Here is a 19940-nt window from a genome sequence, read left to right as displayed (position 1 = left end):
GTGTCACGATGTGGAGAAAATGGCTCCCTGAGTAGGATTCGAACCTACGGCCGCTCGATTAACAGTCGAGAGCTCTACCGCTGAGCTATCAGGGAGCAGCCCCGGTTGCCCGGGGCAGGTGCGCGCTAATAACAGGCGTTTCCGGTTTGGCAAGCGCCTGATGCGATGTTTTTCTCAGACCATGAACTGTTCGGCGAAGATGCGTTCCTCGAGGCTCTGGCCGCGGTCGAACAGCAGGGTCAGGCGGTTGTCCGGCGCGGCGACGACGCGCACCTCGCTGACGTCGCGCACTTCGCGCTGGTCGGCGACGACGAGCACCGGGCGCTTCACGGATTCGCGCGCGCGGAACACGATCTCGTAGGTCTCGGGCAGGATCGCGCCGCGCCAGCGACGCGGGCGGAACGGGCTGATCGGGGTCAGCGCCAGCATGTTCGAACCCAGCGGCAGGATCGGCCCGTTCGCCGACAGATTGTACGCCGTCGATCCCGCCGGGGTCGCCACCAGCACGCCGTCGCAGGCAAGCTCGGGGATGCGGACCTTGCCGTTGACCGAGACCTCGAGCTTGGCGGTCTGGCGCGTTTCGCGCAGCAGCGAGACTTCGTTGATCGCCCAGGACGTGGCGGTCTCGCCGTTGTTGGTGGTCGCCTCCATCCTCAGCGGCGCCACCGCGATGCCGCGCGCCTTGGCCACGCGCTCGGCGATCGTCCGGCTCGACTTGTGCTTGTTCATCAGGAAACCGACGGTGCCGAGGTTGAGCCCGAACACCGGCAGGTTGGGCCCTTGTTCGAGCATCTGGTGCAGCACCTGCAGCAGGAAGCCGTCGCCGCCCAGCGCCACCACCGTGTCGGCTTCCTCTACCGGCACCCAGTCATGGGTCCGGCGCAGCGCCTCGAGCGCTTCCTGCGCGCGGTCGGTGGGCGAGGCGAGCAACGCAAGGCGCTGGCTTTCGGGCATCTGTCGGTATTCCCTGTCTGCAGTCGGCGCCGGTTGCACTCTCCGCGCGGGTGATATGGAGCGCGCCAAACTGGTGCAATGCCAAAACAGCGAGGTGGTGATTTCGCGACGCGCTTGGCCTATGCGTGGACATGATGAAACGGGCTCTCGCTGAATCCGAGCGCGATGTGCTGACCGGCCTCGTCAGCACCGCGGGTGCGCGCGCCTGGCTCGATGCGGCCGGGCGGGACGGTTTCGTGCAAGCCATGCTGGTGAGCTTGCAGCGTCTGCAGACGGTCAACCTCGCCTATGGCAAGACCGGCGGCGACCTCGCGCTCGTCGAAGTCGCTCAGCGCCTTTCGGACTTCGCCTGGGAGGAGCTCGGACCCGACGCGCTCGTCGCCCGCACCGGCGGCGCCGACTTCATCCTCGCCTCGGCCGCGCCGCTTCCGCGCGCGCGCTGGCACTGGCTGGCCGAAGCGCTGGGCCGCGCCATCAGCCGCCCGATGCTCGTCGAGGGCGAGGCCATCCGCCTGCAACCGCGCACCGCGCTGATCCGCGGCCTGTCGGGAGAGCCCGGCGCCGACCTGCTCGACCGGCTCGACCAGGCCAGCCTCGAACTGCAACGCTCACCGGTACGGCGCATCCTGTGGGCCGACGGCAGCCACCCGGCGCGGGGGCAGAGCGCCGCGAGCCTCGAAGCCGACCTCATCGGCGCGCTCCACCGCGAGGAAATCGCGGTCCTGTTCCAGCCGCAGTTCGACGTCGCCACGGGCGCGCTGTGCGGCGCCGAGGCGCTGGCGCGCTGGGAGCATCCCAAGTTCGGCCGGATCGGCGCGGAGACGCTGTTCGCGATCGCCGAGCGCGGCGACCTCGTGACGCAGATGACCGAGCACGTGGCGACGCTGGCGCTCGATGCGGCCTGCGCCTGGCCCGATACGATGCGCCTTTCGCTCAACGTCACGCCAGAGGACTTCGCCCTCGGCCGCTTTGCAGAGACAATGCGGCGGCTTATCGGCGAGACCCGCTTTTCCGCGCGGCGGCTGACGCTCGAGATCACCGAACGCACGCTGATCTCCGATTTCGACGACTGCGCCGCGGCGATCGAGGACCTCGCGCTCGACGGCGTGCGCGTCGCGCTCGATGACTTCGGCACCGGCTTTTCCAATTTCCGCGCGCTCAAGGCGCTGCCGCTCGATGCGCTCAAGGTCGATCGCTCGCTGGTCCGCGACATTGCCCGCGACCGGCGCGATCGCGCGATCGTCACCGCGATGATAGCGATGGCGCGCGCGCTCGGCATGAGCGTCGTCGCCGAAGGGGTTGAGACCGAAGCCCAGCTTGCCATCCTGCAGGAGGAAGGCTGCGACACCTTCCAGGGCTTCCTGCGCGCCGGGCCGGTTTCGGCCAAGGACATGGCCGCGCTCGCCGAATTCGCCTGAAGCGCTTCAGGCCGCCTTCTTCGCCGCCTTGCGCGCGATCGCCGAGAGCCCCTTGGTCAGCTGCACCAGCCCGTTCAGCCGGCTCTCCGGGTTGCCCCAGGCGCGCTGGATCACGAGCTTGTTGTCGGGCCGCAGCTTGGCAACGCCGTTCAGCCGCTCGACATAGCCGATCAGACCCAGCGGATCGGGGAAGTCGTCGTTGTGGAACGAGACCAGCGCCCCCTTCGCCCCGACGTCGATCTTGGCGATGCGCGCCTCGATCGCCTGGCGCTTGATCTCGATCAGCCGCAGCAGGTTCTGCGTCGGGCCGGGCAGGGGGCCGAAGCGGTCGATCATCTCGGCGGCGAGCGCTTCCACCGCATCCGCCCCTTCGGCATCGTTCATCCGGCGATAGAGCGCCATGCGCACGGCCAGATCCGGCACGTAGTCCTCGGGGATCAGGATCGGCGCGTCGACGGTGATCTGGGGGCTGAGCGTGTCGCGCTCCTTCATCGCCGCAAGGTCGCCCGCCTTGGCCGCGAGGATCGCGTCCTCGAGCATCGACTGGTAGAGTTCGAAGCCCACTTCCTTGATGTGCCCCGATTGCTCGTCGCCCAGGAGGTTGCCCGCGCCGCGCAAGTCGAGGTCGTGGGTCGCGAGCTGGAACCCCGCGCCGAGCGAATCGAGGTCTCCCAGCACCTTCAGCCGCTTCTCGGCGATCTCCGACAGCGCCTGGTCCTCGGGGAACGTCAGGTAGGCGTAAGCGCGTAGCTTGCCGCGCCCGACGCGCCCGCGCAGCTGGTAGAGCTGGGCGAGGCCGAACCGGTCGGCGCGGTGGAGGATGATCGTGTTCGCGCTCGGAATGTCGATGCCGCTCTCGACGATCGTGGTCGAGAGCAGCACCTCGTACTTCTTCTCGTAGAACGCGCCCATGCGGTCCTCGACCTCGGTCGGAGTCATCTGCCCGTGCGCCGTCACGAAGCGGACCTCGGGCACGTTCAGCCGCAGCCATTCCTCCAGCTCGGGCATGTCGGCGATGCGCGGCACGACGATGAAGCTCTGCCCGCCGCGCTGGTGCTCGCGCATCAGCGCCTCGCGCATCACCACGTCGTCCCACGGCATCACGTAGGTGCGCACCGCCAGACGGTCGACCGGCGGGGTCTGGATCGTCGACAGCTCGCGCAGGCCCGACATCGCCATCTGCAGCGTGCGCGGGATCGGCGTCGCGGTCAGCGTCAGGACGTGGACGTCGGCCTTCAGCTCTTTCAGCTTCTCCTTGTGCGTCACGCCGAAGCGCTGCTCCTCGTCGACGATGACGAGGCCGAGCCGCTTGAACTCGACCGACTTCGACAGCAGCGCATGCGTGCCGATGACGATGTCCATCGTCCCGTCGGCAAGGCCCGCCTTGGTCGCCGCCGCTTCCTTGGCCGGCACGAGGCGCGAGAGGCGGCCGATGTTCAATGGGAAGCCGTTGAAGCGCTCGACGAAGCCCGCATAGTGCTGGCGCGCGAGCAGCGTCGTCGGCGCGATCACCGCCACCTGCTTGCCAGCCATCGCCGCGACGAAGGCGGCGCGCAGCGCGACCTCGGTCTTGCCGAAGCCGACGTCGCCGCAGACCAGCCGGTCCATCGGCTTGCCTTCGACCATGTCGCCCAGCACGTCCTCGATCGCACGCTCCTGGTCCTCGGTCTCGTCCCAGGGGAAGCGGTCGACAAAGGGACCGAAGCTGGCCGGATCGGCGGCGAGCACGTCGGCCTGGCGCAGCGCGCGCTGCGCCGCGGTGGCCATCAGCCCGCCCGCCATTTCGAGGATGCGCTCGCGCATCCGCGCCTTGCGCCGCTGCCAGGCCTCGCCACCGAGCTTGTCGAGCGCAACGCCCTCGTTCTCCGCGCCATAGCGCGACAGCACGTCGAGGTTCTCGACCGGGATGTAGAGCTTGTCGCCGCCCGCATATTCGAGCTGGACGCAATCGTGCGGGCTGTCGCCCACGCCCACGGCTTCGAGGCCGAGGTAGCGCCCGATCCCGTGCTCCATGTGGACGACGAGGTCGCCCGGATTGAGCGCCGACAGCTCGGCAAGGAAGGCGTCGGCGTCCTTGCGCTTCTTCTTGCGGCGGACCAGCCGGTCACCAAGGATGTCCTGCTCGGTCAGCAGCTCCAGCTCGGCGTTGGCGAAGCCCTGCTCGAGCGGCAGCACCACTGCGACCGGCTTGCCCTTGGCGGCAAGGCCGAGCGCTTCCTGCCAGCTGTCCGCCAGCGCCAGCGGTCCTTTTCCGGCATCGCCGAGGATCGCGGCGAGCCGCGCGCGCGAACCGTTGGTGTAGGCCGCGACGATCGGCTTCAAACCCCGCGTGCCGAGCGCCGCGAGATGCTTGACCGCCGCTTCGTAGACGTTCGCGCCCTGCGCGCGCTCGGGGGTGAAGTCGCGGCTGCTGGTAAAGCCGAAGTCGACCGTGGTCTTCGACTCCGGCTCGGCGAAGATGGTCGCGCGGTGCACCGGCCAGCCGGCGAGCGCGCGCTCGAACTCGTCGCGGGCGAGGTAGAGCGCATTCTCGCGCAACGGGCGATAGCTCGCGCCGCCGCGGCTCACGCTCTCGATCCGCGCCTGATGGTAGTCGGCGATGTCCGACAGCCGCGAGTCCGCCGCCTTGAGCGCGCCGGCGTCGATCACCACCAGGTCGTCGTCGGCGGACAAGTGGTCGAACAGCGTGACCAGCCGGTCCTCGAACAGCGGCAGCCAGTGCTCCATGCCGGCGAGGCGACGCCCGTCGCTCACCGCCTGGTAGAGCGGGTCGCCGGTCGCATTGGCGCCGAACATCTCGCGATAGCGGCTGCGGAAGCGCTTGATGCTGTCCTCGTCGAGCAGCGCCTCGCTCGCGGGGATCAGCAGGTGCGTCTCGACCGGCTGCACCGAGCGCTGCGTGGCCGGATCGAACAGCCGCAGCGTTTCCAGCTCGTCGCCGAAGAAGTCGAGCCTGAGGCCATGGTCGAGCCCGGTCGGGTAGATGTCGAAGATCGACCCGCGCACGGCATATTCGCCCGCGTCGACCACGGTGTCGGTGCGGGTGTAGCCCTGGCGCTGGAGCAGCGCGATCAGGCTCTCGCGCCCGATCTCCACGCCCGGCGTCAACAGGCGCGTCGATTCGCGGATGCGGAACGGCGTCAGCACGCGCTGCAGCAGCGCGTTGATCGTGGTGACCAGCAACTGCGGCCTGTCCCGCTTGTGCTGCAGCTTCTGCAAGGCCGCGAGCCGGCGCGCGCTGATCGACAGGGCAGGGCTGGCGCGGTCGAAGGGCAGGCAGTCCCACGCCGGGAAGTCGATCACCTCGAGCTCGGGCGCGAAGAAGGCGGCGCTCTCGACGATCGCGCGGGCGGCCCCGTCGTCGGGCGCGACGAACACCGCGCGGCCCTTTGCCGCGCGCGCAAGGTCGGCCAGCACCAGCGGCTGCGCGCCGCGGGCGATCGAGGACAGTATTAGCGGAGTCTTGGCCGAAAGGACCTTGGCGATGTCGGACATTGGTCAGGAAATGCTCGCGCTGTGCGATGGCTCCCGCTTCAGCGCGGGATATCCACGTAATCGAGCTTGCGCATCGCGTCCATCATCGCGCCCTGATACGCCTCCGGAACGGAGATTGTGCCCAGCGCCCAGCCCATGATGTCGACGTCTTCCTCGTCGATCAGCGCCTCGAACCAGGCGACCTGCGCCTCGTCCCAGCCGTCGTGGAAGCGGTCGAAATAGCAGCCGATCATGTAGTCCGCCTCGCGCGTGCCGCGGTGCCAGGCGCGGAATTTCAGGCGGCGAAGACGGTCGGGGTCGATCATGCCGGCGGGTTAGGCCAAGCCGCCCGGCGACTCAAGTGGGGCCATCGGGCAATCGCGGCCCTTGGCAGCGCTCGCGCGTTCCGCCTATGTCCCGCCGATGCGCCCGGACCTGCTCAACCCGCTCTTCGCCGAGACCGGCAGCCTCAAGGGCGTCGGGCCGGGGCTCGCGCGCCCGCTCGACAAGCTGGGCCTCACCCGCGTGCGCGATCTCGCCTATCACCTGCCCGATCGCTTCGTCGCCCGCCGCGCCGTCGCCAATCTCGACGAGGCGAGCGTCGGCGAGCAGATCGTCGTCGCGCTGACGGTGCGCGAACATCGCGGCGCTTCGGGGCGCGGCCCCTATCGCATCCTCGCCGACGACGCGCTCGGCAACGTGGTGGCGCTGGTCTATTTCGGCCGCGCTTCCTACTCGGCCAAGAAGCAGCTCCCCGTCGGCGAGAAGCGCTGGGTGGCGGGACGGCTCGACCAGTTCGGCCAGTTTCTCCAGATCGTCCACCCCGACCATGTCGCCGAGGACGGGGCGGGGCTGATGGGCCAGCTCAACGAACCGGTCTATCCGCTGTCCGAAGGCCTGACGCAGAGCCGCATCCAGGCGCTCGCCCACCAGGCGCTCGGCCTCCTGCCCGAGCTTCCCGAATGGATCGAGCCGGGCCTCCTCGCCAAACAGGGCTGGCCCGCCTGGAAGGACGCGCTCACCGAGTGCCACCGCGCCCTGCATCCTTCGGCGCGCGACCGGCTCGCCTACGACGAACTGCTCGCCAATGCCCTTGCGCTGATGCTGGTGCGCGCGTCCAACCGCCAGCGCAGCGGCACCCCGCTCGTGGGCGACGGCCGCTTGCGCGCGAAGCTGAACCTGCCCTTCGCGCTGACCGGAGCGCAGGCGCGCGCCATCGCCGAGATCGAGGGCGACCTTGCCCAAGGCGCGCCGATGCTCCGCCTGCTGCAGGGCGACGTCGGCTCGGGCAAGACCGCGGTCGCGCTCCACGCGATGTTGATCGCGGTCGAGGCGGGCGCCCAGGCCGCGCTGCTCGCGCCGACCGAAATCCTCGCCCGCCAGCATGCCGAGACGCTGGCGCGGATGGCGGCGGGCACCGGCGTCACCGTGCAACTGCTCACCGGGCGCGACAAGGGCCGTGCGCGCGAATCGATCCTGATGGGGCTGCTCGACGGCTCGATCCAGATCTGCGTCGGCACCCACGCAATCTTCCAGGACGCGGTCGCCTACCGCAACCTCGGACTCGTGGTGATCGACGAGCAGCACCGCTTCGGCGTTGGCCAGCGGCTGATGCTGACGCAGAAGGCGCGCCGCACGCCGCACTGCCTCGCCATGACCGCCACCCCGATCCCGCGCACGCTGACGCTCGCCCAGTATGGCGAGATGGACGTCTCGCGACTGGACGAGATGCCGCCGGGCCGCCAGGCGATCGACACCCGCGTCGTCTCGCAGGAACGGCTCGCCGACGTGATCGACGGGATCGGCCGCCACATCGCCGGTGGCGCGCAGGCCTACTGGGTCTGCCCGATGGTCCGCGAGCAGGAGAGCGAGGACCTCGCCGCGGCCGAGGCGCGCCATGCGATGCTGCGCGAACGCTTCGGCGATACCGTCGAGCTCGTCCACGGCCAGCTCCGGCCCGAGCAGAAGGACGCGGCGATGGAGCGCTTCGCCGGCGGCGAGGCGAAGCTGCTGGTGGCGACCACGGTCATCGAAGTCGGCGTCGATGTTCCCAACGCGACGCTGATGGTGATCGAGCAGGCCGAACGCTTCGGGCTCGCCCAGCTCCACCAGCTGCGCGGCCGCGTCGGGCGCGGCAGCCAGAAGTCCACCTGCCTGCTGCTGCGCGGCGAAGCGCTATCCGAAGTCGGGCGCGAGCGGCTGGCCTTGATGCGCGAGACGCAGGACGGCTTCCGCCTGGCCGAGGAGGACCTGCGCCTGCGCGGCGGCGGCGAACTGCTCGGCACGCGCCAGTCGGGCGATACCCCGTTCCGCGTCGCCGATTTCGAGCAGATCGCCCGCCTGCTGCCGCTCGCGCACGACGATGCGCGCCTGCTGATGGAGCGCGACGGTGGTCTCACCTCGCCGCGCGGAGAGGCGGCGCGGGTGCTGCTCTACCTGTTCGAGCGCGACTGGGGCGTGCAACTGCTGCGCGGCGGCTGATGCGTGCGGGCCGCGTCGCGCGGTGCGCCGTGCATGCGCTCAGCCGATCGCGAAGCGGACCGCCGCCCGGGCCTCGCAAGTCCACGCCGCGCCCATCCGCGCCGCCCGCGCCGGCGGGGCGAAGATCCAGTCGCGATGGGTGTGCGAGCGGTCGCCGAAGATCTCGGCCTCGCGGCTCCAGCGCTCGCCGTCGAAGCGGTAGGGCGTGTATCCCAGCGACGCGACGATCGCGTTCAGCGCCGCTTCGGTGCGGCCGGCCAGCACTTCGCAGATGATCAGCGGCTGGTGCCTGGCGATGAAGCCGCGCGCCCCTTCCAGCACCGCCGGCTCGTGGGTCTCGACATCGACCAGCAGCAGCACCTGCGCGTCCTCGCGCGTCACCAGCCCGCTCTGGTGGTCGAGTGTGGTCACGCCGACCTCGAGCACTTCGCGCGCAGGCCGGAAGCCCGCGACCAGTGAATTGGAGGCATCCGAGCGCGCCGACACATAGAAGTCCGCGGTCCCCGCGCGGTCGCTCACCGCTTCTTCGTGCAGGACATAGGCGACGCCATTGTCCGCAGCGAGCCTGCGGGCCTTGTCCTGCAGCGCGGGCAGCGGCTCGAACGCATGGACGTCGATCGTCTTGCCGAGCCGCGCCGCGAGCGAGGCCGCGATCAGCGGATAGACCCCGATGTTCGAGCCGACGTCGATGAACACCGGCACCGGCTCTGCTTCGCAGAACGCACAGACCACCGTCACGATCTCGGGCTCGAACGCCCCGCCGTTCTTGGATATTGCCGTCACCACGTTCGACGGACGCGCCGATGAAAGATCAAGCTCGATCAGCACTTCGCAACGCTCCCCCGGGTGGTTGCAACGATTGCCAGTACGGGGGAGCGCGCAGCGATTGTCAACGCAGTTCTGACGACGCCTGGCGCCGGTTCAGGCCGCGGCCTTGACCACGCTGGTCCTGGCGGGCGGCAGTTCGCCGGTCTTGGCCTGCGCCATCAGTTCGTTCTTGCGCGCCAGCATCTGGTCGCGCAGCGCGACGAGATCGACGCCCGAGGCCCTGGCTTGCGAGAACATGCCCTCCGAGCGGGCTTCCTCCTCGTGGACGTGGTGCCGGATCTCCTCGGACAGGACCTTGACCTTGGCGTCGAAAAACTCGTCCTGCGGGTCGGTCGCCATGATGTCGTTGATCAGCACCTTGGCGCCGTCGTGCTCGACATAGGCCTCGGTCCAGGTGTCCTGCTCGATCTTGCCCTTGAGCACGGGGTAGAAGATTTCTTCCTCGATGATCGTGTGGATCTTCAGTTCGTTGCAGATCTGGCGCGCCAGATCGGGCTTCTTGGCGTCGGAGGCCGCTTCGAACTTGGTGAACAAGTCTTCGACCTTGCGGTGATCGGCCTTGAGCAGGGCGATCGCATCCGAATAGGCAGGGGTTGTCGGCACGGGGGGTCTCCTGTTCGGGCGGGCGCATGGCAAGCGCCGTTCGCCGTGACAGTGCGCAAGACTGCGCATGGTTCCGAAGTAGCTGACGGGCCAATAAAAAAGCCGCCCCGAAGGGCGGCTTTTCGATACCTGCCGGTATGTAAGTGGTCGGGGAAAGAGGATTCGAACCTCCGGCCCCTGCCTCCCGAAGACAGTGCTCTACCAGGCTGAGCTATTCCCCGACCGATCTGCTGCCGGTCACCCGGCTGCAAGGCAGGCGCGCCCTATACGGGGGCGTTTGCCAGTGTGCAAGCGGGCAGGGCAGAATTTTTGCCAAAGGCCCCGCCCGCCCCGATTTGTCCCGGTTTCACGCCGCCCGGCGCAGCGCAACCGCGGTCGCGCCACCGTCGGTGCGGAAGCGCGACACCAGCGCCTTGAGGTTCTCGGCCTCGCGCGCAAGGTTGTGCGCGGCGGCGTTGCTTTCCTCGACCATCGCCGCGTTCTGCTGCGTCACGCGGTCGAGATCGCCGAAGGCGCGGCCGACATCGTGCAGATCGCGCGCCTGCGCCTGCGCGGCGCTGGCGATGTCGCCGATGGCGCTGCCGATGCTGGTGATCTGGTCGACGATGGTGCGCAGCACCGTGCCCGTCTCGCCCACCAGGGCAACCCCCTGGCTGACCTGCTCGCTCGACACGGTGATCAGGTTCTTGATGGTCTGCGCGGCATCGGCGGTGCGCTGCGCCAGCGCGCGCACCTCGTTGGCGACCACCGCGAAGCCCTTGCCGGCATCGCCGGCGCGCGCGGCCTCGACCCCGGCGTTGAGCGCGAGCAGGTTGGTCTGGAAGGCGATGCCGTCGATCAGGGTGATGATCTGGCCGATCTCGCCCGCCGACTGTTCGATCGCGTTCATCGCGCCGATCGCGCGTTCGACCACTTCGCCGCCGTTGCGGGCATCGGCCTGCGCGGTGCTGATCGAAAGGTTGACCTCGCCCGCGCGGCTGGCGGTCGATTCGATGTCGCCCGTCAGCTTGCGCGTGGCCGAGCTGTTCTGTTCGACCGCGCTCGCCTGCTGCTCGGTCCGGCGCGAGAGATCGTCGGAGGCAACGCGGATTTCGCCGGAGTTGTTGGTGATCTGCATCGCCGTCTCGCTGACCGAGCGGACCAGCCGCGCCAGGTCGGTGGTCGCGGCGTTCAGCGTGGTGCGCAGCGGTTCGTAGGTATCGGGGAATGCCCGGTCGATGCGCGCGGCGAGATCGCCCTGCGCGAGCGCGACCAGCCGTGCCTCGAGCGCGTCGATGACCGATTGTTGTTCGCGTGCGACCCGCTCGCGCTCCCGCTCGCCCGCAGCTGCCATCTCGCTCGCCGCTTGGCGCGCCGCGGCCTGGCGGACCACCTGCATCTCGAGCTGGCTGGCGAGGAACACGAGCGCGCCGCTCTCGATCACGACGATCACGGCGTGGAGCAGCACGCGGGCAAAGTCGCTGCCGTCGGGAAAGACCAGGCTCGGCGCGAGGAAGTTGGTCGCAATATGATGGACCGCGGTCACCGCCGCGGCGACCACGATCGGGCGCCAGTCCGCCAGCATGGCAAGCGTGGCGATCACCGCGAAGAAGATCATGTGCTGGTCGAGCAGCCAGCCGGTCCCCGACCACTGCGCAAGGAACAGCGCAGGGTAGAGCGGCAGCGTCAGGCCGAGCGACACCCGCACCGGCGTGTCGCAGCGGCCCGACATCGCGAACATGGTTGGCAGGACCGAGATCGCCGCCGCGATCACCGCGGGCAGGTAGCCCCCGCCGGCAAGGGCGCGGGCGAGCGCGATGGCGGTGCACAGCCACCCGATCGCCGCCAGCGCGCGGACGCCGCGGCGGCGCAGGTCTTCGAGATCATCCATTCGAGGTATTCCTTGAGGTGACGGACGAGGTCCGAATCCGGTTTCCGCACAGCAGCGATGGCACCGCCAGCAACAGCCATCCGCGCCGCAGCGCGGCAAGGCCGGCGCGCTCGTCGGGCGTGCGCACGATCGCAAGGCCGTTCACGTCCGAGCGGCCGAGGATCGCGACGCCGGTCGATGCGGCGGGCAGTCCCTCGCGCGATGCCGCCGCGGACAGCGGGATCGCCAGCGCGGCGCGCCCGGCAAAGGGATAGGCGATCGCCGCGACCAGGATCGCAAGGCCGAGCCCTGCCTGCACGAAAGCGGCGGGTGCGGCCACAGGCGCCGCCTTTGTGGCAGTGTGACGCACCGGCCGGGAGCCGGAGCGCGCGCGCGGGCGTGGCGGCGTGGCAGGAGGGGCGGGAAGACGGGCGGACATTGCCCGCCTATCCCACTATCCCCTTGATACTTGGACGGTCGTGCGCAGCGGGATTCTACGTAGGGTGGTTGAGCAAGGCGGTTGGCGGGAGGCGGCGACGCGATCCCTCTTCCTAGATCCGGGCAAGGTGCCTAGACTCCGTGGCATGGCAACGCCGATGGCCCGTCCCGATTCCCTGCGCGATCATCCCGAGTGGCAGTACCTCGAGCTCATGCGCAGGATCTGGGAGCATGGCGACGAGCGGGTCGACCGCACCGGCGTCGGCACCCGCTCGGTCTTCGGCGCCCAGTTGCGCTTCGATCTGTCCGACGGGCGGATGCCGCTGCTCACGACCAAGCGGGTCTACTGGAAGACCGCCACGCGCGAATTCCTGTGGTTCCTGACCGGCGACACCAACATCCGCGCGCTCTGTGCGCAGGGGGTGGAAATCTGGACCGACTGGCCGCTCGATCGCTACCGCCGCGAGACCGGCGATCCGATCGAACGCGCGGCCTTCTCGCGCCGCATCGTCGAGGACGCGGACTTCGCCGCGCGCTGGGGCGATCTCGGCCCGGTCTACGGCAAGCAGTGGGTCGACTGGCCGGTCTTCGAGCCGGCCGGGGACGGCCTGTTTCGCCAGCGCGCCACCGGCGTCAACCAGGTCGCGCAGGTGGTCGAGAGCCTGCGCGCCAATCCCGGCGGCCGGCGCCACATCGTCGAAGGCTGGAACGTCGCCGAGCTCGACGCGATGGCGCTGCCGCCGTGCCACAAGACCTACCAGTTCCATGTCGCCGGCAACCGGCTCAACGGGCTGCTCTACCAGCGCAGCTGCGACGTGGCGCTCGGCCTGCCGTTCAACCTGTGGGGCGCGGCGCTGTTCATCCGCATGCTGGCGCAGCAGTGCGACCTCGAACCCGGCGAACTGGTGTGGATGGGGGGCGATACGCACCTCTACCGCAACCACGCCGAACTGGTCGAGCAGCAGCTCGCCCGCGCGCCTGCGGGAGAGCCCCGGCTCGAGCTGATTCGAAGGCCGCCGACGATCTTCGACTACGCCATCGAGGATTTCGTCGTGCACGGCTACGAACCGCAGAAAGCCTTGTCCGCGCCGGTCGCCGTCTAGGACGAGCCCTGATTGACTCGAAAAGCGTCGCGTAATAAAATAACAACACGCTAAAATTTTGCGAGTGTCGGTGCGAGGCGGTTTCTCGCGCGTCCAGCTCGCGGGAGAGTCCATAGATGCGGATTTGCGCAGCATGACCGCGAAGGCGCCCGGCAATCTGCCGCCCCTTTCGCTCCACGTGCCCGAGCCGAAATTCCGGCCCGGCGATGCGGTGGACTATTCGCACATCGCGGTGCCGCCGGCCGGCGCGCAGCCGCGCCCCGACGAGACCTGCGCGGCTGCGGAAACGCACCCGCTGTGCATGGACCTGATCCGCGTGCTGGGCGACGACGATGCCGCGCACGGGCCCTGGGATCCGCGTCTCGACGCCGAAACCCTGCGCCGCATGCTGCGCACGATGGCGCTGACGCGCGCGTTCGACGATCGCATGTACCGCGGCCAGCGCCAGGGCAAGACCAGCTTCTACATGAAGTGCACGGGCGAGGAGGCGACCTCGGTCGCCCCGGCCATGGCGCTCGCGAACGACGACATGGTGTTTCCCAGCTATCGCCAGCAGGGCATCCTGATCGCGCGCGGCTATCCGATGGTCGAGATGATCAACCAGATCTACTCGAACCGCGCCGACAAGCTGAAGGGCCGCCAGCTGCCGATCATGTATTCGGCGCGCGAAGCCTCGTTCTTTACGATCAGCGGCAACCTTGCGACGCAGTACCCGCAGGCCGTCGGCTGGGCGATGGCGAGCGCGATCAAGGGCGACACCCGCATCGCCGCGACCTGGGTGGGCGAAGGCTCGACCGCGGAAGGCGACTTCCACTCGGCGATGACTTTCGCCACCGTCTACAACGCCCCGGTGATCTTCAACGTCGTCAACAACCAGTGGGCGATCTCGAGCTTTTCGGGCTTCGCGGGGGCCGAGCGCACGACCTTTGCCGCGCGCGCCATCGGTTATGGCATGGCCGGCCTGCGCGTCGACGGCAACGATCCGCTCGCGGTCTATGCCGCGACGCAATGGGCCGCCAACCGCGCCCGCGCCAATGGCGGGCCGACGCTGATCGAGCACTTCACCTAGCGCGCCGAAGGGCATTCGACCTCGGACGATCCAGGCCAGTACCGCTCGGCGCAGGAGCGCGACGAGTGGCCGCTGGGCGATCCGATCAACCGCCTCAAGAAGCACCTGATCGCGGCTGGCGAATGGTCGGAGGACAGCCACGCCGCGATGGACCGCGAACTGATGGAGCAGGTCAAGGCCGCCACCAAGGACGCCGAGAAGAACGGCGTGCTCGGCCACGGCCTGCACCATCCCTTCCACACCATGTTCGAGGACGTGTTCGAGGACCTGCCCTGGCACCTCAAGGAACAGAGCGAACAGGCGATCCGCGAGCGGCGGATCAAGTGGCCCGAATGGTCCGAACCGGCGAAGGAGGCATGACCATGATCGAGGAAGCCCCGGTCAGCCTCGCTGACGCTCCCACCCGCCGCCTCAACATGATCGAGGCGATCAACGACGCACTCGACATCATGATGGAGCGCGATCCCAACGTCGTCGTCATGGGCGAGGACGTCGGCTACTTCGGCGGCGTGTTCCGCGCGACGGCCGGCCTGCAGAAGAAGTACGGCAAGACCCGCGTGTTCGACACGCCGATCTCCGAATGCGGCATCATCGGCGTGGCGGTCGGCATGGGCGCCTATGGCCTGCGCCCCGTGCCGGAAATCCAGTTCGCCGACTACATCTACCCCGGGCTCGACCAGCTCGTTTCGGAAGCGGCGCGGCTGCGCTACCGCTCGGCGGGCGAATTCGTCGCGCCGCTGACGGTGCGCTCGCCCTTCGGCGGCGGCATCTTCGGCGGCCAGACCCACAGCCAGAGCCCCGAGGCCCTGTTCACCCACGTGGCGGGCCTCAAGACCGTCGTGCCGTCGACGCCGCACGACGCAAAGGGCCTGCTGATCGCCGCGATCGAGGACAACGATCCGGTGATCTTCTTCGAACCCAAGCGCATCTACAACGGCCCGTTCAACGGCTACTACGACAAGCCGGTCGAGCCGTGGAACAAGCACCCCGACAGCGTGGTGCCCGAAGGCTACTATTCGATCCCGCTGGGCAAGGCGCGGATCGTGCGCCCGGGCCAGGCCTTCACCGTGCTCGCCTATGGCACGATGGTCCACGTCGCCGCCGCGGTCTGCGCCGAGAAGCAAGTCGATGCAGAGATCATCGACCTGCGCACGCTGGTGCCGCTCGACATCGAAACCATCGAGGCGTCCGTGGAAAAGACCGGCAAGTGCCTGATCGTCCACGAGGCGACCCGCACCGGCGGCTTCGGCGCAGAGCTTTCCGCGCTGGTGCAGGAACGCTGCTTCTACCACCTCGAAGCGCCGATCGAGCGCGTGACGGGCTTCGACACGCCCTATCCGCACAGCCTCGAATGGGCATATTTCCCGGGTCCCGTCCGCATCGGCGAGGCCGTCGACCGTTTGATGAAGGCTTGATCGCCATGGGCAAGTTCACGTTCCGCCTGCCGGACATCGGCGAAGGCATCGCCGAGGCCGAAATCGTCGCCTGGCACGTGCAAGTGGGCGACCGCGTCGAGGAAGACGCCCGCGTCGCCGACATGATGACCGACAAGGCCACGGTCGAGATGGAAAGCCCGGTTTCGGGCGTGGTCGTCGAGGTCGCGGGCGAGGTCGGCGATGTCGTCGCGATCGGCTCGCCGCTGGTGGTGATCGAAACCGACGGGGAAGGGGAGGCGAGCGAGGCCGCGCCCGCGCCCGTCGCTGCGCCCGCGCCGAAGGCCGAAGTCGTCGAGCAGCGGATCGAGGCGGAGACGCCCGAACCGCCTGCGCCCGCGACACCCGAACCGTTCGTGTCGAGCGTAGTCGAGACACCGACTGCGCCACCCCCGATCCCGGCTGCTTCGCCATCTCCTGCGCGTGTCTCGACTTCGCTCGACACGAACGGGAAGGGGAAGGGCAGCGCCAAGGTCCTTGCCAGCCCCGCAGTGCGCCAGCGCGCGCACGATCTCGGCATCGACCTGTCCGAAGTGCGCCCGTCCGAGGAAGGCCGCATCCGCCACGCCGATCTCGACCAGTTCCTCGCCTACAGCGCTGCCGGCGGCTACCGTGCGGCCGGCGCCGAGCGCGGCGACGAGGTGATCAAGGTGATCGGCCTGCGCCGTCGCATCGCCGAGAACATGGCCGCTTCCAAGCGCAACATCCCGCATTTCTCCTATGTCGAGGAATGCGACGTGACCGCGCTCGAAGCGATGCGCGAACAGCTCAACGCCCATCGCGGCGACAAGCCCAAGCTGACCATGCTGCCGCTGCTGATCACCGCGTTCTGCCGGCTGCTGCCGCAGTTCCCGATGCTCAATGCGCGCTACGACGACGAAGCCGGCGTGGTCACCCGCTACGGCGCGGTGCACATGGGCATGGCCGCACAAACGCCCGCCGGGCTGATGGTGCCGGTGATCCGCAACGCGCAGAGTCTCAACCTGTGGCAGCTCGCGCGCGAGATTGCGCGCCTTGCCGAAGCCGCGCGCAACGGCACCGCGAAGTCCGAGGAGCTTTCGGGCTCGACCCTGACGGTCACCTCGCTCGGGCCGCTCGGCGGCGTCGCCACGACGCCGGTCATCAACCGCCCCGAAGTCGCGATCATCGGTCCCAACCGGATCATCGAGCGCCCGATGTTCGTGCCCGACGGCATGGGGGGCGAGCGCATCGAGAAGCGCAAGCTGATGAACATCTCGATCAGCTGCGACCACCGCGTGGTCGATGGCTGGGATGCGGCGAGCTTCGTCCAGGCGGTCAAGAAGCTGATCGAGGCGCCGGTCCTGCTGCTCGCCGACTGAGGTTCAGCGAACGATCCCGCGATAGGTCATCTGACCGGCGCCGAGCGCGGCCATCGCGCCCGGCACCCGCCAGCGCACATGGGTGACGTCCTCGCCGGTGGCGGGGCGCAGGCGGCCGTCGCGGGTCCGCACGGACAGCTGATCGAGCGCGCCCCAGGTGCGCCCGCCGTCGACCGAGACCTGCGCGTCCTCGCGTGCGCTGCCCTCGAACGCGATCGCCTGCGGCATCGGGTTGGTCAGGGTGAACTGCTGCGCGCGACTGGCCTGCCAATTGACCACGAACACCACCCGGTCGCCCGGCCGCAGCACGGCCGCGCGTTCGAGCACGCGCGCGACGCGGCCCTCGCCGGCCGGCGCGAAACGTTCGACGAAGACGTCGCTGGCAAGGCGCACGCGCGCGCTTGCGGCATCGGGCGCCCCGACCGGCGCCGCCTTCGCCGCGGCTGCCGTTGCCGTTGCTGCTGCCGCTGCCGCGAGCCCTGCCGCCAGCAGCCCCGCGCTCCTTGTTCTCCGACCGATCGTCCCCGTCGCCGTCCCCGTTGCCGCCATCGCCGTGTCCCCCCGTCGGGCGCGCCCCCCGGCGCGCCGTCCCGGGACGCTGTCACGGCAGCGGTAAAAACAGGGTTAACGTTGCGGAAACCATGTTTTTGCGGTGCTTTTCCGCAAGGGTCGGCGGAGCGGGGGCGGCGTCGCGAAAAATTGTCGTGTCGGTTTATTGACAGGGCACCGTGGCTGCCATAGAGGCGCGGCTCCCAAGCGGAAACGCGGGTGTAGCTCAGTTGGTTAGAGTGCCGGCCTGTCACGCCGGAGGTCGCGGGTTCGAGCCCCGTCACTCGCGCCATTCGCTTCGGGAGATGAAAAGGGGCGCTTGCGGGCGCCTTTTTTTGACGATGAGCGGGTGTAGCTCAGTTGGTTAGAGTGCCGGCCTGTCACGCCGGAGGTCGCGGGTTCGAGCCCCGTCACTCGCGCCATCGTCGAAAACGGAAAAAGGCGCCGTTCGCGGCGCCTTTTTCGTTTGCGGATCCCGAGCGGTCGCTCAGGCAGGGGCGCTCGGGAACGGTCGTTCAGGCGGACCAGCGCCCGGTCTCCATCCAGATCAGGAAACGCCGCAGCGGCAGCAGCCACGCCACGCCGAGCACCAGGTAGATCGCGGTCTGCACCAGCACCGGCAGCTGCCCGATCCAGCCCGACAGCGTCGCCACCAGCACGCCGTAGGCGATGAGGCCGGCAAACAGCGCCAGGATGCCGACCGGCTTGCGCCAGGTAGGCTTTGCGTCCCTGAATTCACCCATGCTCATGCGTCGAACGGTCCATAGAGGCGCGTCGGCGTTACCACGGCGCGCAAGCGGCGGTCATGCGCCTCGAGGGGCAGGCTTTCGACCAGTTGCGCGTCCCAGGCAAGCCCGATCGCGGGCACGGCGGGATGCTCTGCCAGCCAGCGGTCGTAGTGGCCGCCGCCCTGGCCCAGCCGGTGACCTTCCGCGGTGAAGCCGACCAGCGGCACGAACAGCACGTCGGGCGCGACCTCGGCCGCCTGCGCAAAGGGCTGCGCGGTGCCGAACGGACCTTCGCCGAGCAATTCGTCGAGGTGCGGTGAATCCCAGGCGCGGAACGTCATCGGCGCACTGCGCGAGGCGAACCAGGGCAGCGCCACGCGGTGCCCGGCTTCGTGGAAGAAGCGGGCGTAGGACAGCGCCGGGGCCTCGTCGGGCGTGGCGGCGTAGAGCCCGATGGTCGCGCCGTGCGGCAAGATCGGCAGAAGCGGGGCAGGGGGACGCATGAACAGCAGTGCCTTCACCCGGGGGTCGAGCGCGGCGACGTGCGCGCGGCGCGCGGCGCGCAGGGCCTTGCGCAAGTCGGCCTTGCTGTGGGGCATGGGGTCTCCTGCAGAGCCTTCGGGAACCGGGTGGGTGACGGGACCACCATGGGTCGTTTGCTCGGAAAATCCACCGACGCCTCAACGTCAGGTGGGGACCATGTACCCAGGACCCCAATGGAAACAGAGTGGCCTCGGGCAGGGACAGCCCCCGTGGATTGCTTATAGCCTCAGGGATGTTTCAAACGGCTCGTGCCGGGCAGTACCCGTCGCCCTCCGATCTAGGACGCCGGCTCCTGATGCTCAAGGTGCAGCGCCAGTTTTTCGACACGCGCGGCGATCGCCTCGATCCGCGCCATGATCGCCGCGCTCGGGCCGGGCGGCGGCGCGGGCGGCGATACCGGTTCGGGAGCAGGCGGCGGCGGGGCAGGCGGCGGCGGGGGCGCGGCGTCGTGCGCTTCGTGCAGTTCGTCGGCCAGGACCAGCGCGGCGAACAGCAGCATCCGCGGTTCGGACTGGGTATGGGCCCCGATCCGGCGCGCGCGCTCGTCGATCATCCGGCCGAGCATCTCGATGTGGCTTTCCTCGCCGTCGCTGGCCGAGACGGCGAAGTTGCGACCGCCGATCGAGAGAGTGACATTGCTCATCTGGCTATCCGCGCGGGTTCGGAAGATTGGCGAGCAGCAGGTCCAGCTGGCGCAGTTCCTGCGCCACGGTGTCCTTCAGCTTGCGGTGGCGCGAGCGCAGCTCGCCCAGCTCGACCACGGCGGCGCCGCCGTGTTCGGCCTGCTCGACCTTTTCGGCCGCCGCGGCCTCGAGGCGGGACAGGGCCTGTTCGATCCGGTCGAGGGCCGCTTCGAGATCGTGTTCGCTCGCCATGATTCCAACCGCTAGCATAGAGCGACATGGCTTGTAACGCCGATGCGCGCGGCGGCAACCGCGCAGCTGTTGATAAGCGCCAGCGGCGACGGCTGCTGCGGGGCGGCCGCGGGGCTGCCGCGGGGATGTCGCGGTGCGGGCTTGCGAATCGGCTCGCGCATTCGTATGCGCCCGGCCAACGGGAACGTATGCGCCGGCTCGACATGCAGGGGTGATGCCGTCACCCTCGCGACCTTGACGCTTCGGGGTGCGGTC

The 19940-nt window shown here is 69.0% G+C and carries 17 protein-coding genes, 4 tRNA genes and 1 pseudogene; 8 read left to right on the top strand and 14 right to left on the bottom strand.

Translation table 11 applies throughout. The features are described from left to right. Window positions 1–20 precede the first annotated feature (20 nt). Window positions 21–95, bottom strand: a tRNA-Asn gene (locus tag K3A85_RS11515). Window positions 96–174: 79 nt separating this feature from the next. Next, entirely contained in the window at window positions 175–954 is a 780-nt protein-coding gene (locus K3A85_RS11510) for an NAD kinase (RefSeq protein WP_225206643.1), read from the bottom strand. Window positions 955–1085: 131 nt separating this feature from the next. On the opposite strand from K3A85_RS11510, the gene K3A85_RS11505 reads away from it, so the two are divergent. Beyond that, window positions 1086–2372: a GGDEF domain-containing phosphodiesterase gene (locus K3A85_RS11505; RefSeq protein ID WP_225206642.1), complete on the top strand. Its 1287-nt coding sequence runs from the start codon at window positions 1086–1088 to the stop codon at window positions 2370–2372. 6 nt (window positions 2373–2378) lie between these two features. Here K3A85_RS11505 and mfd read toward each other — a convergent pair whose 3' ends face one another. Then, window positions 2379–5867, bottom strand: coding sequence for a transcription-repair coupling factor (gene mfd, locus K3A85_RS11500; protein WP_225206641.1), 3489 nt, complete (start codon window positions 5865–5867; stop codon window positions 2379–2381). Between the two features lie 38 nt (window positions 5868–5905). Further along, window positions 5906–6172, bottom strand: a complete 267-nt coding sequence (locus K3A85_RS11495) for an FAD assembly factor SdhE (RefSeq protein ID WP_225206640.1) — start codon at window positions 6170–6172, stop codon at window positions 5906–5908. Between the two features lie 97 nt (window positions 6173–6269). Between K3A85_RS11495 and recG the strand changes: the two genes are divergently transcribed. Beyond that, window positions 6270–8327, top strand: a complete 2058-nt coding sequence (gene recG, locus K3A85_RS11490) for an ATP-dependent DNA helicase RecG (RefSeq protein ID WP_225206752.1) — start codon at window positions 6270–6272, stop codon at window positions 8325–8327. A 39-nt stretch (window positions 8328–8366) separates the two neighbouring features. Here the strand turns inward: recG and K3A85_RS11485 are convergent, their stop codons facing one another. From K3A85_RS11485 to K3A85_RS11465, 5 genes are all read right to left on the bottom strand, one after another. Further along, the gene (locus K3A85_RS11485) at window positions 8367–9155 is read right to left on the bottom strand and encodes an FkbM family methyltransferase (protein ID WP_225206639.1); all 789 of its coding nucleotides are present in this window, start codon (window positions 9153–9155) and stop codon (window positions 8367–8369) included. 93 nt (window positions 9156–9248) lie between these two features. Next, window positions 9249–9758 (bottom strand): hemerythrin domain-containing protein, encoded by a 510-nt coding sequence (locus tag K3A85_RS11480; RefSeq protein ID WP_225206638.1) that lies wholly within the window; start codon window positions 9756–9758, stop codon window positions 9249–9251. A 144-nt stretch (window positions 9759–9902) separates the two neighbouring features. Continuing rightward, window positions 9903–9979 (bottom strand) — tRNA-Pro (locus K3A85_RS11475). A 125-nt stretch (window positions 9980–10104) separates the two neighbouring features. Then, window positions 10105–11628: a methyl-accepting chemotaxis protein gene (locus K3A85_RS11470; RefSeq protein ID WP_225206637.1), complete on the bottom strand. Its 1524-nt coding sequence runs from the start codon at window positions 11626–11628 to the stop codon at window positions 10105–10107. After that, a complete protein-coding gene (locus K3A85_RS11465) occupies window positions 11621–11947 on the bottom strand; it encodes a hypothetical protein (protein ID WP_225206636.1) in 327 nt (108 codons plus the stop codon). The genes K3A85_RS11470 and K3A85_RS11465 overlap by 8 nt, the downstream gene beginning before the upstream one ends. A gap of 244 nt (window positions 11948–12191) precedes the next feature. On the opposite strand from K3A85_RS11465, the gene thyA reads away from it, so the two are divergent. The 4 genes and pseudogenes from thyA (at window position 12192) to K3A85_RS11445 (ending at window position 16990) form a co-directional block, all read left to right on the top strand. After that, complete coding sequence (gene thyA / locus K3A85_RS11460) at window positions 12192–13148, top strand: thymidylate synthase (protein ID WP_225206635.1); 957 nt, start codon at window positions 12192–12194, stop codon at window positions 13146–13148. A gap of 133 nt (window positions 13149–13281) precedes the next feature. After that, window positions 13282–14577 (top strand): annotated as a pseudogene (locus tag K3A85_RS11455) (thiamine pyrophosphate-dependent enzyme). A gap of 2 nt (window positions 14578–14579) precedes the next feature. Next, window positions 14580–15632: an alpha-ketoacid dehydrogenase subunit beta gene (locus K3A85_RS11450; protein ID WP_225206634.1), complete on the top strand. Its 1053-nt coding sequence runs from the start codon at window positions 14580–14582 to the stop codon at window positions 15630–15632. A gap of 5 nt (window positions 15633–15637) precedes the next feature. Beyond that, entirely contained in the window at window positions 15638–16990 is a 1353-nt protein-coding gene (locus K3A85_RS11445) for a dihydrolipoamide acetyltransferase family protein (RefSeq protein WP_225206633.1), read from the top strand. Between the two features lie 3 nt (window positions 16991–16993). On the opposite strand, the gene K3A85_RS11440 is transcribed toward K3A85_RS11445, so the two are convergent. Beyond that, window positions 16994–17539, bottom strand: coding sequence for a hypothetical protein (locus K3A85_RS11440; protein WP_225206632.1), 546 nt, complete (start codon window positions 17537–17539; stop codon window positions 16994–16996). Window positions 17540–17754: 215 nt separating this feature from the next. On the opposite strand from K3A85_RS11440, the gene K3A85_RS11435 reads away from it, so the two are divergent. Continuing rightward, a tRNA-Asp gene (locus K3A85_RS11435) sits at window positions 17755–17831 on the top strand. 53 nt (window positions 17832–17884) lie between these two features. Further along, a tRNA-Asp gene (locus K3A85_RS11430) sits at window positions 17885–17961 on the top strand. A 93-nt stretch (window positions 17962–18054) separates the two neighbouring features. Here K3A85_RS11430 and K3A85_RS11425 read toward each other — a convergent pair. From K3A85_RS11425 to K3A85_RS11410, 4 genes are all read right to left on the bottom strand, one after another. Further along, window positions 18055–18288 carry a DUF2842 domain-containing protein gene (locus tag K3A85_RS11425; protein ID WP_404822922.1) on the bottom strand — a complete coding sequence of 78 codons (234 nt, stop codon included), beginning with the start codon at window positions 18286–18288 and terminating at the stop codon, window positions 18055–18057. Beyond that, complete coding sequence (locus tag K3A85_RS11420; RefSeq protein WP_225206631.1) at window positions 18285–18866, bottom strand: 5-formyltetrahydrofolate cyclo-ligase; 582 nt, start codon at window positions 18864–18866, stop codon at window positions 18285–18287. The genes K3A85_RS11425 and K3A85_RS11420 overlap by 4 nt, the downstream gene beginning before the upstream one ends. A gap of 221 nt (window positions 18867–19087) precedes the next feature. After that, window positions 19088–19453, bottom strand: coding sequence for a cell division protein ZapA (locus K3A85_RS11415; RefSeq protein ID WP_225206630.1), 366 nt, complete (start codon window positions 19451–19453; stop codon window positions 19088–19090). A 4-nt stretch (window positions 19454–19457) separates the two neighbouring features. After that, on the bottom strand, window positions 19458–19685 hold the full coding sequence (locus tag K3A85_RS11410; protein WP_225206629.1) for a hypothetical protein: 228 nt from the start codon (window positions 19683–19685) through the stop codon (window positions 19458–19460). Window positions 19686–19940 lie beyond the last annotated feature (255 nt).

Source organism: Novosphingobium huizhouense (assembly GCF_020179475.1).
Classification (GTDB): domain Bacteria; phylum Pseudomonadota; class Alphaproteobacteria; order Sphingomonadales; family Sphingomonadaceae; genus Novosphingobium; species Novosphingobium huizhouense.
This window is presented reverse-complemented; position numbering and strand designations above follow the sequence as displayed.

Excerpts from the sequence above, each read along its gene's own strand:
- K3A85_RS11510 (WP_225206643.1), bottom strand. The coding sequence starts at position 954 with ATGCCCGAAAGCCAGCGCCTTGCGTTGCTCGCCTCGCCCACCGACCGC.
- K3A85_RS11505 (WP_225206642.1), top strand. The coding sequence starts at position 1,086 with ATGATGAAACGGGCTCTCGCTGAATCCGAGCGCGATGTGCTGACCGGC.
- mfd (WP_225206641.1), bottom strand. The coding sequence starts at position 5,867 with ATGTCCGACATCGCCAAGGTCCTTTCGGCCAAGACTCCGCTAATACTG.
- K3A85_RS11495 (WP_225206640.1), bottom strand. The coding sequence starts at position 6,172 with ATGATCGACCCCGACCGTCTTCGCCGCCTGAAATTCCGCGCCTGGCAC.
- recG (WP_225206752.1), top strand. The coding sequence starts at position 6,270 with ATGCGCCCGGACCTGCTCAACCCGCTCTTCGCCGAGACCGGCAGCCTC.
- K3A85_RS11470 (WP_225206637.1), bottom strand. The coding sequence starts at position 11,628 with ATGGATGATCTCGAAGACCTGCGCCGCCGCGGCGTCCGCGCGCTGGCG.
- thyA (WP_225206635.1), top strand. The coding sequence starts at position 12,192 with ATGGCAACGCCGATGGCCCGTCCCGATTCCCTGCGCGATCATCCCGAG.
- K3A85_RS11450 (WP_225206634.1), top strand. The coding sequence starts at position 14,580 with ATGATCGAGGAAGCCCCGGTCAGCCTCGCTGACGCTCCCACCCGCCGC.
- K3A85_RS11445 (WP_225206633.1), top strand. The coding sequence starts at position 15,638 with ATGGGCAAGTTCACGTTCCGCCTGCCGGACATCGGCGAAGGCATCGCC.
- K3A85_RS11440 (WP_225206632.1), bottom strand. The coding sequence starts at position 17,539 with ATGGCGGCAACGGGGACGGCGACGGGGACGATCGGTCGGAGAACAAGG.
- K3A85_RS11425 (WP_404822922.1), bottom strand. The coding sequence starts at position 18,288 with ATGAGCATGGGTGAATTCAGGGACGCAAAGCCTACCTGGCGCAAGCCG.
- K3A85_RS11420 (WP_225206631.1), bottom strand. The coding sequence starts at position 18,866 with ATGCCCCACAGCAAGGCCGACTTGCGCAAGGCCCTGCGCGCCGCGCGC.
- K3A85_RS11415 (WP_225206630.1), bottom strand. The coding sequence starts at position 19,453 with ATGAGCAATGTCACTCTCTCGATCGGCGGTCGCAACTTCGCCGTCTCG.
- K3A85_RS11410 (WP_225206629.1), bottom strand. The coding sequence starts at position 19,685 with ATGGCGAGCGAACACGATCTCGAAGCGGCCCTCGACCGGATCGAACAG.